The 13,109-nt window shown below is 29.7% G+C and carries 10 protein-coding genes; 2 read left to right on the top strand and 8 right to left on the bottom strand.

From position 1 onward, the window contains the following. Positions 1-2: 2 nt before the first annotated feature. The 5 genes from nifJ to rplM all read right to left on the bottom strand — a co-directional run bounded on the left by nifJ (position 3) and on the right by rplM (position 6,372). On the bottom strand, positions 3-3,557 hold the full coding sequence (nifJ, locus tag L8V85_RS04930) for a pyruvate:ferredoxin (flavodoxin) oxidoreductase (protein ID WP_263737591.1): 3,555 nt from the start codon (positions 3,555-3,557) through the stop codon (positions 3-5). 117 nt (positions 3,558-3,674) lie between these two features. Beyond that, positions 3,675-4,319, bottom strand: coding sequence for an HAD family hydrolase (locus L8V85_RS04925; protein ID WP_263737590.1), 645 nt, complete (start codon positions 4,317-4,319; stop codon positions 3,675-3,677). A 3-nt stretch (positions 4,320-4,322) separates the two neighbouring features. After that, on the bottom strand, positions 4,323-5,309 hold the full coding sequence (locus L8V85_RS04920) for an OmpA family protein (RefSeq protein WP_263737589.1): 987 nt from the start codon (positions 5,307-5,309) through the stop codon (positions 4,323-4,325). Positions 5,310-5,554: 245 nt separating this feature from the next. Next, positions 5,555-5,944 (bottom strand): 30S ribosomal protein S9, encoded by a 390-nt coding sequence (gene rpsI, locus L8V85_RS04915; protein ID WP_039617655.1) that lies wholly within the window; start codon positions 5,942-5,944, stop codon positions 5,555-5,557. A 2-nt stretch (positions 5,945-5,946) separates the two neighbouring features. Beyond that, positions 5,947-6,372: a 50S ribosomal protein L13 gene (gene rplM / locus L8V85_RS04910; protein WP_039617653.1), complete on the bottom strand. Its 426-nt coding sequence runs from the start codon at positions 6,370-6,372 to the stop codon at positions 5,947-5,949. A gap of 173 nt (positions 6,373-6,545) precedes the next feature. Between rplM and L8V85_RS04905 the strand changes: the two genes are divergently transcribed. Next, positions 6,546-7,073, top strand: coding sequence for a WG repeat-containing protein (locus tag L8V85_RS04905; RefSeq protein ID WP_263737588.1), 528 nt, complete (start codon positions 6,546-6,548; stop codon positions 7,071-7,073). After that, entirely contained in the window at positions 6,995-7,471 is a 477-nt protein-coding gene (locus tag L8V85_RS04900; RefSeq protein WP_263737587.1) for a WG repeat-containing protein, read from the top strand. Before L8V85_RS04905 ends, L8V85_RS04900 begins: the two co-directional genes overlap by 79 nt. Here the strand turns inward: L8V85_RS04900 and L8V85_RS04895 are convergent. The 3 genes from L8V85_RS04895 to L8V85_RS04885 are packed head-to-tail and all read right to left on the bottom strand — an operon-like array spanning position 7,468 to position 13,108. After that, entirely contained in the window at positions 7,468-10,212 is a 2,745-nt protein-coding gene (locus tag L8V85_RS04895; RefSeq protein WP_263737586.1) for a RecB-like helicase, read from the bottom strand. The two genes, L8V85_RS04900 and L8V85_RS04895, sit on opposite strands and share 4 nt — an antisense overlap. Continuing rightward, on the bottom strand, positions 10,209-12,596 hold the full coding sequence (locus L8V85_RS04890; RefSeq protein WP_263737585.1) for a PD-(D/E)XK nuclease family protein: 2,388 nt from the start codon (positions 12,594-12,596) through the stop codon (positions 10,209-10,211). Before L8V85_RS04890 ends, L8V85_RS04895 begins: the two co-directional genes overlap by 4 nt. Beyond that, the gene (locus L8V85_RS04885; RefSeq protein WP_263676374.1) at positions 12,596-13,108 is read right to left on the bottom strand and encodes a FixH family protein; all 513 of its coding nucleotides are present in this window, start codon (positions 13,106-13,108) and stop codon (positions 12,596-12,598) included. Before L8V85_RS04885 ends, L8V85_RS04890 begins: the two co-directional genes overlap by 1 nt. Between the last annotated feature and the right edge of the window lies 1 nt (position 13,109).

Here is a 13,109-nt window from a genome sequence, read left to right as displayed (position 1 = left end):
AATTAATTTTCATTGCTAAAATCAGCACTTGCTAAACGCTTAAGCTGTCTGTAACGACGTTGTGCCTCTGCTTTATTTTTTTCAAATAATTCTTTTGCTTGCTCAGGATTTGATTTTTTCAAAGAATTATAACGAACTTCATTCATTAAAAAGCTTTCATATAAATCCCAATCAGGTTCTTTTGAAGAAATTATTAAAGGATTTTTACCTTCAGCTTCTAAACGCGGATCATAAATATAAGTTGGCCAATATCCACATTTTGTAGCTAACTCTGCTTGATTTCCTGAATTTCCAAGTCCACCTTTAATACCATGAGCTATACAAGGAGAATAAGCAATAATCAAAGAAGGTCCATCATAAGCTTCTGCCGCCATTACAGCTTTTAACAATTGTGCATAATTTGCATTAGAATTTACTTGAGCCACAAAAATATAACCATAAGTCATAGCAATTTGACCAAGATCTTTTTTCTGCACTGGCTTACCTGCTGCAGCAAACTGTGCTACCGAACCTGTTCTTGAAGATTTTGAGCTCTGGCCGCCTGTGTTAGAATACACTTCAGTATCAAGCACTAAAATATTTACATTCTCACCGCTTGCCAAAACATGATCAAGCCCACCATAACCTATATCATAAGCCCAGCCATCACCACCAAAAATCCAATGTGATTTTTTACTTAAATAGCTTTTAAGTTCTAAAATATCATTAACTGCTTTGATTTGCTTATTTTCTTCTAACAATGGAACTAATTTATCTCTTAATTCCAAAGAAACTTTAGAATCTTCTTTATTTGCAATCCACTCTTTATATAATGCAGAAAGTGCGTTAGGTACTTCTTGCATACTTTCATTCATTATGTGTTCTATTTTATGTCTTGTAGTTTCAGTTGCTATTTTCATACCAAGACCAAATTCAGCATTATCTTCAAATAAAGAATTGCCCCAAGCAGGTCCATGACCATTTTTATTGCTTTTTCTATATGGAGTTGAAGGAGCTGAGCCACCATAAATAGAACTACAACCAGTTGCATTAGCAACAATCATTCTTTCACCAAATAATCTAGTAATTAAAGTAATATAAGGAGTTTCTCCACACCCTGGACATGCTCCATGAAATTCAAATAAAGGTTGAGCAAATTGGATGCCTTTGGTATTTTCTCTATTTAAAATATTATCTTTATAACTTACTTTTTTGAATAAATAATCTGCATTTTCTTGCTCACCATGATCAAGCTCTTCACCTAGTGGTACCATCACTAAAGATTTTTCTTTGGTAGGACACTCATGCACACAAAGCTCACAACCTGTACAATCAAGCGGCGAAACTTGAATTTTGAAATTTAATTTTTGCTCTTTCACGCCTTTTGCATTTAAGCTGTGCTCTTTTACACCTGCTGGAGCATTGTTTAATTCTTCTTCATCAATCAAGAAAGGTCTGATAACTGCATGAGGGCATACTGAAGCACATTGATTACACTGAATACAATTAGTTTCTATCCATCTTGGCACCATAACACCAACGCCTCTTTTTTCATACTCAGTAGTACCATGCTCAAAACTACCATCTTCATAGCCCAAAAATGCCGAAACTGGTAAATCATCGCCCTTAGCTGCATTCATAGGTTTTGCGATTTTTTCAACAAATTCAGTGCCTTTATAAGCTATAGTTTCTTCTTTTGCTTCATTAGCTAAATTTACCCAAGAAGGATCAATATCAACTTTTACAAGTCCATCTGCACCTACATCAATAGCTTTATAATTCATTTCAACTATAGCATCACCTTTTTTACTATATGATTTATAAGCTAATTCTTTCATATATTTTTGCGCATCTTCAAAAGGAATGATATTAGCAAGTTTGAAAAATGCTGATTGCATAATCGTGTTTGTTCTACTACCTAGTCCTATCTCTCTAGCAAGTTTTGTAGCATTAATGATATAAAAATTAATTTCTTTTTGTGCTAAAACTCTTTTTACTGCATTTGGAATTTTTTCAATAGTTTCTTGCGCACTCCAAATACTATTTAAAAGGAAAGTTCCTCCTTTTCTAATACCTGCTAAAACATCATAAATTTCTAAATACGCAGCCACCGAGCATGCTACGAAATGTGGTGTAGAAACTAAATAAGTTGAAGTAATAGGTTTTTTAGAAAATCTTAAATGGCTTCTTGTATAACCACCTGATTTCTTAGAATCATAAGCAAAATAAGCTTGCGCGTAAAAGTCTGTTTTATCTCCTATAATTTTAATAGAGTTTTTATTTGCACCTACAGTGCCATCGGCACCAAGTCCATAAAATAAACACTCTATAGTACTTTCATCACCCAAAGAAATTTTCTCTCCCACAGGCAATGAAGTAAAGGTTACATCATCATTAATTCCTATGGTAAAACCATCTTTTGGATTTGCTTGATTTAGATTTTCAAAAACTGCTATTAACTGAGCAGGATCCACATCTTTTGAAGAAAGTCCATATCTACCACCAACGATTAAAGGTGCTTTTTCTTTTCCATAATATGCACTTTTTAAATCTAAATAAAGTGGTTCTCCTAAACTTCCTGGCTCTTTAGTTCTATCTAAAACAGCAATTTTTTCAACACTTTGAGGCATTACATCAAATAAATATTTTAAACTAAATGGTCTATATAAATGAACTTTTAAAACCCCTACTTTTTCACCTTTGCTATTCAAATAATCTACAACTTCTTTTAAAGCTTCAGTCACTGAACCCATTGCTACAACAACACGCGTTGCATTTTTATCCCCATAATACACAAAAGGTCTATATTCTCTTCCTGTAATTTTTGAAATTTCCTGCATATATTCATTAACAATATCAGGAACAGCTTCATAATATTTATTTGCCAACTCTCTTGTTTGAAAATAAATATCATCATTTTGAGCCGTACCTCTTGTTTTTGGATTTTCTGGATTTAGACAGGAATTTCTAAATTCCAATAAAGCCTCACGATCCAATAAGCGATCAAAATGTGCATAATCCATTACTTCAATTTTTTGGATTTCATGAGAGGTTCTAAAACCATCAAAAAAATGCATAAAAGGCACTCTACCTTTGATAGCTGCTAGGTGTGCAACACCTGCTAAATCCATACTTTCTTGCACAGAATGCGAACAAAGCATAGCAAAACCTGTTTGTCTTGCAGCATAAATATCTTGATGATCTCCAAAAATAGATAGCGCTTGAGATGCTAAAGCTCTAGCTGCCACATGAATTACTCCAGGCAAAAGTTGACCTGCAATTTTATACATATTTGGTATTTTTAGCAAAAGTCCTTGAGAAGCGGTATAAGTCGTGGTTAAAGAACCTGCTTGTAAAGACCCATGAACTGTCCCTGCTGCACCTGCTTCACTTTGCATTTCTACAACTTTAACTGGCACTCCAAAAAGATTTTTTTTGCTTTGAGAAGCCCATATGTCAGTATAATCAGCCATAGGAGAGCTTGGAGTGATAGGATAAATTCCAGCAACCTCTGTAAATGCATAAGCAGCGTAAGCTGCTGCTTCATTACCATCCATCGTTTTCATTATTTTACTCATTTAATCTATCCTTATAATTAAATAATTACTTAAAGTCAATAACTACTTTATCTTTAATTATCTTAAACAATAATAAAAATTTTTTATTATTTATAGGTATAGAGTTTAAATGGGAAATTATCGGATATTTCTTATATATTTTATGGCTTCATAGGTATTTTTAAAAAGCGGAATTTCAAATTTAGCTAAACTTTCTTTACTTTCATAACCACTACTTACAGCCACAGGAATAATATTGGCATTTTGAGCAGCTTTTATATCTAAATGAGTATCACCTACCATAAAAGCATTTTCTTTGTTTTTAGAAAGTTTCTTCAAAGCTAATAAAATAGGCTCAGCATCTGGCTTTGGACAAGTTACATCGTCTCTACCTATAATAACTTTAAAATGCTCTCCTATACCTAAATGATCAAGTAAAGGTTTAGAAAATTTAGAACTTTTAGTCGTAACAACAGCTAAATCAGCAAATAAACTAGCCTCATATACACTTTCTTTTGCCAAAGGAAGTAAAGAAGTTTGTTCTATATAGATTTTTTGATATACTTTTCTATAAGCATTAACATATTCACTTGTTTTCTCTTTTGCCACACCAAGCTTTTCAAAAGCTACATCCAAAGGAAAACCTATCAAAGCCTTAATAGCTTCATGATCTCTTAAAGGCTCATTAAAAGCTTTAAAAGCAGCATCAAATCCATCTAAAATGGCACTTGTAGAATCTATCAAAGTGCCATCTAAATCAAATAAAATTGTCTTTTTTGGCAAAATTTATTCTTTAATAAAAAATTTTGCTTCAACGCGTCTATTTTGCGCACGACCTTCTTTGGTATCATTGCTTACTTTTGGCTTTTCAAAACCATAGCCTTTAGTTACAATTTTTTCTTTAGCAACACCTGTTTTTTCAAGTTCCTTCGCTACGGCATTAGCACGCTCTAATGATAATTTTTGATTATAAGCCTTAGGACCTGTACTATCTGTATGGCCTTCTAAAATAGTATAGTATTGAGGATTTTCTTCTAAGATCTTACCCACTTCTTGAATTTTTTGAGCAAATTCTGGATTTATATTAGTCTGATCAAAACCAAAATGTCCCTCAAGGGCTATTGTTTTTTCACAACCTATATGATCAAGCAAAGCACCTTTTCTTGGTTCTGAACATGTTTTATCGATTTGTTTTACTTGTGGCTTTTCTTCAATTTGTTTTGTTTCAACATTAGGAGTTTTTGGAGCTTTATTGCCAAAATAAAAACTTAAACCAACACTAGAAATTAAATTATGTTCGCCATTGTTGAATTTAATTTGATCTCTTGCTTCAAGTCTTAAAGCTAAATCTTCTCCAAGCGCGAATTTAAAACCTGCACCATATTGAGCAAACATACCACTTTTATTTTCATAAGCCCCATGACTTAAATACTCATAACCTGTTCCTAATAATCCATATAAATACACATGATTAGCTAAATCAATTCCTTTAATAGCATTCACATAAAATCTCGAAACACTAGTATTTATATGTGTATTATCATTTGGATTATTATATTTTGCATTATCATAATACTCTAAACCAAGTTCAGCTTGATCTATCCATAAATCATCATAGTGATAGCCAAATCTTAAGCCAACTCCACCATAATTTTTAAGATCTAAATTTCCTTCTGGTGTTGTATAGTTAAAGGTCGGGGTTATTTCTATTTTGCTAGTATCAAAAGCAAATAAAACACTAGCTAAACTAACTAAGCTTATAATTTTTTTCATAACAATCCTTATAAAATAAATTGAGCGATTATATAAAAAAGAAGATTAAAATAAAATAAGCCCCTTTGGGTAAGGGGCTTAAATTTACTACAAAAAGGAGGTTTCCCTGATCGGACCTTGGAATTATAAATATTTATTCTAAACAAAAAATCCTTTGATTTTAAATAAAATAAAAATATATGAAAAAAATATGATTTTTTTTAAAAAAAATAGAGAAAATGGATCCAAAATGGATCCAAAAAATATTAGCGTTTAGAGAATTGTGGGCTTCTTCTTGCTTTTCTGCGACCGTATTTTTTACGTTCAACAGTTCTGCTATCTCTAGTAAGAAGTCCTTTTGGTTTTAATAATGCTCTAAAATCCGCATCCATAGCAGCTAAAGCTCTTGAAATACCATGTCTTAAAGCTTCAGCTTGAGCACTGTAACCACCACCTAAAGTTGTTGCTTTAATGTCCATAGAAGTTTCTTGTTTAGTTACTAATAAAGGCTGAACTACTTTTAATTTTATAGCTTCATGTCCGCCAAGCCAAGTGTTTAAATCCATACCATTAACGATGATTTTACCACTACCAGCTTTTACCCAAACTTTAGCTACAGCGGTTTTTCTTTTACCTGTTGCGTATGTTGTTGCCATGATTATTTTCCTTTATTAGCAATTTGAGCAGTATGAGGATGTTCGCTACCTGCATAAATTTTTAATTTTTTAAGCATAGCTCTACCTAGGTTTGTTTTAGGTAGCATACCACGAACTGCTAATTTATATAATTTAACTGGATTTTTTTCTAATAAATCACCAAATTTTTCACTTTTTACGCTTCCAAAATACCCTGAATGTCTGTGGTATAGTTTATCTTCTGCTTTATTTGCACCTGTGAAAACTGCTTTAGAAGCATTGATAATGATTACATAATCTCCACAGTCAACATTTGGAGTATAGCAAGGTTTATTTTTACCTCTTAAAATAGTCGCTACTTCTGTTAAAAGACGACCAAAACGCTTTCCTTCAGCGTCTAAAACGATCCATTCGCGTTTTACTTCGTTTGGCTTTGTTATCTTTGTCATCATCTTACCTTTGCCAAAAATTTTTTTAAAAATGAGATTATAATTATTTTAGCTTAATTAGTACTTAATTTAAGAATACTTAAAGTTTAAATGATATCTTTTTTATATTGTAACTTATTCTTATAATAGTTTATATTACAATTGTAATATAAAATACTTTATAAGGCGAAATAATGTTAAATTTATTTGCTAAACATAAAATAAAATTTGCTATTGCTTTTGTACTACCTATTTTAGCTTTTGGTTTTAATATTTATTATAATACAAATAAAAGTGAAATTCATACAACTAACCCAAACAAACAAAATAACAAATATGAAATTTTAAAAGAAAAGTGCAACAGTGGGGATATTAAGGCGTGCTTAGATTCCTATCCTCTTAAATATAAAAAGCCCATACAAGCTAAATTAAATGGAAAATGGGGATTTATAGATAAAAACGGGGAAATAATAATAAATCCTATATTTGATAATGTTTCTAATTTTAAGGAAAATCTAGCAAGTGTTAATTTAAACGGAAAATGGGGTTTTATCAATGAAAGCGGAAAATTTATTACAGAACCTATATTTAATTATGCTTGGAATTTTAAAGAAAATTTTGCAAGTATTAGATTAAAGGAAAAATGGGGATTTATAAACAAGAATGGAAATATAGCCATAAAGCCTATTTTGATTACACTCTCGATTTTAATGAAAATCTAGCAGGCGCTAAATTAAATGGAAAATGGGGTTTTATAGATAAAAGTGGAAAAATTATATTAGATCCTATTTTTGATTATACTCTTGGTTTTAGTGAAAATATTGCAGGTATTAATTTAAACGAAAAGTGGGGATTTGCTAATAAAAACGGGGAGATAATAATAAATCCTATATTTGACAATATTTCTAATTTTAAGGAAAATCTAGCAAGTGTTAGTTTAAACGGAAAATGGGGTTTTATAGATAAAAATGGAAAATTTGCAATAGAAGCTAATTTTGATAAAGTTTATAGTTTCAACCAAGGAATTGCAAAAGTCAAGTTAAATGAAAAATGGGGACTTATGGATAAAAATAGAAATTTTATAGTAGAACCTATATTTGATGATATAGATTATTATTAAACCTCCACTATTTCCACTTTATCCTTTAAAACATATACCAAAAAAGCCTTAGTGGAAGTCTTGGCTAAGATTTTTTCTATGGCTTCTTTGTAAAGTAAAACTTGCTTTTTATGCTCGTTTAAATTTAAACCCGTTTTATAGTCTATAATGATAGCTTCATTATCATCAAATGCAAGCATATCAAGCTGTTTTTGCTCACCTTTATAAGTGATGATTTGCTCTTTTAGTAGCTTTTTACCCGCTAAAAGCGCGTTAAAGCTCTCATCTTTTAAAAGCATAGTAAGTCTTTTAAAAAGCTCATTAAAACCTTCATCATCTAAGTAAAAACGATATTTTTTATACACCATTTGCTTGCAAAATTCAAAATTGCTTTTAGTGTTAAAATCAAAATATTGCAAAAACTCATGCAAAGCCAAACCAAAATGTATTTGTGCGCTTGAAAGATGACTTTTTACTTTAACTTCTTGCAAATTTACCTTTTGAAATTCTTCAAAGTTTTCTATTTGTTCTAAATTTTCTAAAGGCTCATTTGTTTTTGAAAGCTGTTCTTCTATAATACCTATTTGTTTTTCTTCATAGTCTTGAAAATAACTCTTAAAGGTTTTAAAACTCTCATCATTTTTTATAATAAAAAGAGAGTTTTTAGCTCTAGTAAGCGCTACATATAGACAATTTATCTCATCTTCTGCTTGAAGTTTTTCTCTTTTAGCTAAAAAGGTATTATAGTTTTCATCTTCAAGATATTTTCTAGCACTGTGTCGGTATTTTACTTCCCAACCTTGCTCTAAATCATACTCAAACATTAAAGTTTCATTATCCGGAGCTTTTTTACTAAGTCTATCAAGTACGATTAAATTTTCAAATTCAAGCCCCTTAGATTTATGCACAGTCATAATACTTACTCCATCATCTTGAACTTGTAAAGACTTTAACTCGCATGGAGCAAACAAAAAATCAAAAAAATTATCAAAAGCACTTGCATACTCTAAATATGCAATGAGATTAACATCACTTAAGTCAAGTTTTAAAACATGTACTAGGTATTTTAAAATCTCACCTACACTTCGGTTTAAATCAAGCGTTATAAACTCAAGCTCTTTTTCTAAAATACTACTTGCAAAGTACAAACTAAACTCATCTTTAAGTACACAAGCCTTTGCATACTCAAAAAGCACTCTTACGCTAATACAATCCATCAAAGCTACATTGCTTTGCGTATAGGCTTTAATGTCATTTTCTTCAAGAAATTCTTTCATTAAAGTAGCGTCTTTGTTAATCCATACCAAAATGCAAATTTCACCGAGCTTTACGCCTTTTTCTAAAAGCTTTTGGATGATCTTTAAAACCTCTTTGCCACTTGCTTCATGTAAAGAACTTTTTGGTAGGATATGATTTTGCAAAACTTCCACATATCCACCTTCTTTAATGCTTTTTTGCAAAGTAAAGCTAGGATTTAAAAAGCTATCAAAAAATTTATCTTTAAAGACTTCATTTACATAATCAACAATGATCTTTTTACTACGATAATTAGTATCTAAATGCTCTAATTTAATTTGTGGAAAATCTTTTAAAAGTTTATCAAAAAGCTCTTTTTTACCCCCTCTAAAACCATATATGCTTTGCTTTTTATCCCCCACATAAAAAAAGCTTCTGTTTTTTTTCACTCCCTCACCTGAAACAAGTTCAGCGATAATAGGTTTTAAAATTTGATACTGCAAAACATTAGTATCTTGAAATTCATCAATTAATAAATGCGAAATATAACCATCAAGTCTAAAATAAATTAAATCTTTATTAGTTTCATCACTAATTAACTCATAAGTTTTTAAAGCTATATCTGAAAAAGTTAATGCATTTTGCTTAGCATTGTTTTCATTTCTTGCTTCTTTAAAATGCGCTAAAAGCTTTGCAAGCATACTAATGCGGTAATTTTCCATTTGAGTAAAATACTCTTTTGCACTTTGTAAAAACTCTGCTCTTTTTTGTAAAAATTCGCTATCGATGACTTTTATAAAATATTTTTTATCTAAATCACAAATAATAGGTTTAGCAAAGAAATCTTCTATGTTTTCAAATTCAAAATTTTTTTGATAGTTTTTATCTGTGCTTAAATTTCTTGCATAAGTTATAAACTCACTTAAGCTTTTTTCTAAAAAAGTTTTATTTGGAAAATGTGCATTTTGTATAGAATTTATCTCACAAGATCTTTCATACAAGCTTTCAAGATTTTGCAAAAAATCACTTTTACTTTTTGTTTGGACAATGTAATAAGCTAAAGCTCTTAATTCTTCTTCGTCTAATTTAGAAATGAAATTTTTATAACTATCTTGACTTTCTATAATGTCAAAATCACTCATAAGACCTAAATTTAAAGCAAAAGAGCGAATGATTTGTGAAAAAAAGCTGTCAAAAGTGTAAATATTAAGCTTGGATCTTAAAAACTCATCTTTGTATTTTTCTCTTAAAGCTATAAGCTCATCTTTGCTTTTACCTAGCATTTTCATAAGCTCATTACACTCCGCTTTATTCTCTCCATTTTCAAGCACATCAAATTCTAAAAAGGTTTTAAAAACTCTTTCTTTCATTTCGCTTGTAGCTTTATTAGTAAAAGTAAGGGCTAAAATTTCATTAATCTTAGCTCCCATTAAAACCAAAGCTACAAAACGTACACTTAATGCAAAAGTTTTTCCACTTCCTGCACTAGCTTCTAAAGCTAAAAAAGGCTCAAAATGATAACTCAAAGCTTAAACTCCTTTTTATAAAGCATAGTATAAGGGCTGTAAGTATTGTCGTTTTTTTGATTAAAAAATTCTTTTTCCAAAGGCTCTTTAGCAAGCTCATTAAGCAAGTCTTTCAGTTCTTGCACGCTCTTACTTTTAGCATTTTCATGTATGATTTTGATATTTTTTAGATCATAAAAGCAAGCTTTTGTATTTAATAAGGTATTTTGATTTTCTAATAAAAACTTATAAAAAGCAAGTTGATAAGATTTTTCATCTGCCTTACCACTTTTATAATCTATAATCAATCTTTCATTGCCATTATTATCTACTCTATCTAAAAAGCCTATGGCGTGAATTTTCACTCCATTTTCTGCAATAAATTCTTTTCTTGGTGGATTAAATTCACATTTTTCTACCACATAACCTTGCTTAAAATGCTCATTTTCAAGTGTTTGGAATTCTTTAAATATAGTTTGTATTAAAGCTAAATTTAGCGCATCAACTCGGTATTGTTTAATGCTTTTTATCACTTGCATAAAAACTTCATAATCAAAATGATTTTTAGATTTTTGTGTATAATAAAGTTCTAAAGCCTTATGGATAAAACTCCCCAACTCATTTGCTCTAAGTGTATCATCTAAAGTCTTTGGCTCTTTTAATCTTAAAACATATTTATAATAATAATCCAAACCATAATGCACAAGAAGATGAAATCTTGAAAAAGAAAGATCACTTTGAAAATAATCGTGCTTTGCTTTAATACTTACAATAGGCTCAAGATTAAAAGTACATGGATAAGTTTGAAAATATTTCACATAAGCATTATTACTATAAGTCTTGTCTTCATAAAATGGAAGTTCAAGTTCGTTTAAAAATCTTGATTTGATTTTTTCTTCATTTTCCACATAAGAAATTCCAACTAATTTTGCCTTGGCTATTAAAGTATAATAATAATGTCTTTGTAAATTTTCTCTTTGAGCATGAGTGATAAGTCCTGCTTTTTTGCGAATTTCATTGTTTAAAAATAACTCGCTTGAAACTCTTTTTGGGATAAATTCATCATTAAAATCAACTATAATTACCCCGTCATATCTAAGTCCCCTACTTTCTAAAAGTCCCATTACAGTAACTTCACCACCACCAACACTGCTTAATTTTATACCATCAATTTGCATGAAAAATAATTCTAAAATTTGCACAAAGCTTAACTCGTGTGTTTTTACAAGCTCTTTGATAAAAATAAGCTCTTGATGTATATAATTTTTTAATTCCTCATCACTATCTTCTAGCAAATTAAAAATAAAATTCTCAAAAAAATCAAAAGAAATATTTTCATCAAAAAACTTTTTAAACTCTGTAAAATCAACACTAGAAGAAAAAAAGTGTAAATTACACAAATGTTTGTTTAAATTACACCTTTCATAAAATTCTTCATTTTCTTCATACTCGAACTCATCATCTTTAGCACTTTCATACAAAGACTTTAATCTATGATAAAAAAGTGTATTTTTAATACTTTCTCCACTTGCATAATTTAAAACATTGTTTTTATCATAAAGTCTTAAAATATCTACAAAATTCTCATCAGGTGTAATCACTACAATATCTTTTGCGCTTATACCGGATTTTAAAAAAGAATTAATTTTTTCAAAAACAAAAGCAGCTTGCAAAGATCTTAAATGAAAACTTTTATAACTAATTTTACTTTCTTTAAAAAAGCACTCTTCTTTTAAAATTGTTTTTTGATTTAAATCAAACAAATAAGCATAATTTGCCTTAAGAGAAAGTCCTTGTAAAAAGCTAAGAGTATTTAAAAAATCTTTATTAAATTTAGTGCAATTAAACTGCACTTTAAGAGGAATTGTTTCCTTAACTTTTAACAAAAGCTCTACTTCAAAGGCATTTAAAAAACCTTGAAAATCAAAAATAATCTCATCATAATTTTTTAAAAAATCACTATTAATTTCATAATCTAGCGGCAAAGAAATATCATCATATAGATTTTGCTCTTTTAACAAGGTAAGATAATTTTTAAAAAGTTCTTCTAAAATTTGCAAATGTTCATCATACTGAGCGTAAGCATCATGAAATTTTAATGAGTTGATATCTTTTTTTTCCAAACTAAGCTCTTTAAAGAAACTAAATAAATAAGCATTATTTTTTAAGAAAGCAAAAAAATTACTCGGTATTTTTAAGCTTTGCTCTAAATTTTTAGTTTGCTCACAAGCCTTTTTCATCAAAAGTAAACACTCATAGTGTGTTGCTTGAAAATGCGGAGAAAAAACTAACTTTTGTATAAATTCGGCTATACTCATAGCCGGTTCTACTAAACTATCAACCTGTAGTTTTTTCTCATAATACTTTCTTAAAGCTCTTAGTGAGCTAAATACAAAAAGTTTCATTATTTAGTCTGCAAAAAGAATTTAAAAAACCCTACACTATTTTCATCTTGAGTGATTTTTAAAAGTATTTGCCAAACACCTTTTTCTTTGATATTAAAATCAAACACCAAATCACTTCCTTCTAATCTTACTTGCAAATTCTCATCATTTACATTTGTATGTGGACGCGAAAGTAAAGTTTGGATTTGAAGCTTACTTAAATCATAATCTTTTAAATTTTCAATTGTAATCCTAAGCTCATTTTGTCCTTCATTGATATAATAAACTTGATTTTTCTTATGCATAAAGCTTTCTTTGTCTTTAATGCTTAGCTTAAAATTTTCATCAAAAGTCTTTTGTCTGTTTTGAATTTCATTATAATTTAACTCTACATTTTGATAAGAATCAAAATAAAAATTATCTTCATACACAGGAGCCTTGCTTGCAATAAAAATCGTAACAATACAAGCTATAACAATAAGCCCCAAAGAAATCAAAATACCATAAGGCCAAAATGTTTTCTTATTTTCCATT

The sequence above is a fragment of the Campylobacter sp. IFREMER_LSEM_CL2090 genome (genome assembly GCF_025771865.1).
Classification (GTDB): domain Bacteria; phylum Campylobacterota; class Campylobacteria; order Campylobacterales; family Campylobacteraceae; genus Campylobacter_D; species Campylobacter_D lari_D.
Note: the sequence above shows the minus strand (reverse complement) of the source record. Positions and strands in the feature narration are given on the sequence as shown.

What these genes read in the sequence shown, in the direction of transcription:
- L8V85_RS04890 (WP_263737585.1), bottom strand. Translation starts at nt 12,596, where the DNA reads ATGAAACTTTTTGTATTTAGCTCACTAAGAGCTTTAAGAAAGTATTAT.
- L8V85_RS04885 (WP_263676374.1), bottom strand. Translation starts at nt 13,108, where the DNA reads ATGGAAAATAAGAAAACATTTTGGCCTTATGGTATTTTGATTTCTTTG.
- L8V85_RS04900 (WP_263737587.1), top strand. Translation starts at nt 6,995, where the DNA reads ATGGGGATTTATAAACAAGAATGGAAATATAGCCATAAAGCCTATTTT.
- L8V85_RS04920 (WP_263737589.1), bottom strand. Translation starts at nt 5,309, where the DNA reads ATGAAAAAAATTATAAGCTTAGTTAGTTTAGCTAGTGTTTTATTTGCT.
- rplM (WP_039617653.1), bottom strand. Translation starts at nt 6,372, where the DNA reads ATGACAAAGATAACAAAGCCAAACGAAGTAAAACGCGAATGGATCGTT.
- nifJ (WP_263737591.1), bottom strand. Translation starts at nt 3,557, where the DNA reads ATGAGTAAAATAATGAAAACGATGGATGGTAATGAAGCAGCAGCTTAC.
- L8V85_RS04905 (WP_263737588.1), top strand. Translation starts at nt 6,546, where the DNA reads ATGTTAAATTTATTTGCTAAACATAAAATAAAATTTGCTATTGCTTTT.
- rpsI (WP_039617655.1), bottom strand. Translation starts at nt 5,944, where the DNA reads ATGGCAACAACATACGCAACAGGTAAAAGAAAAACCGCTGTAGCTAAA.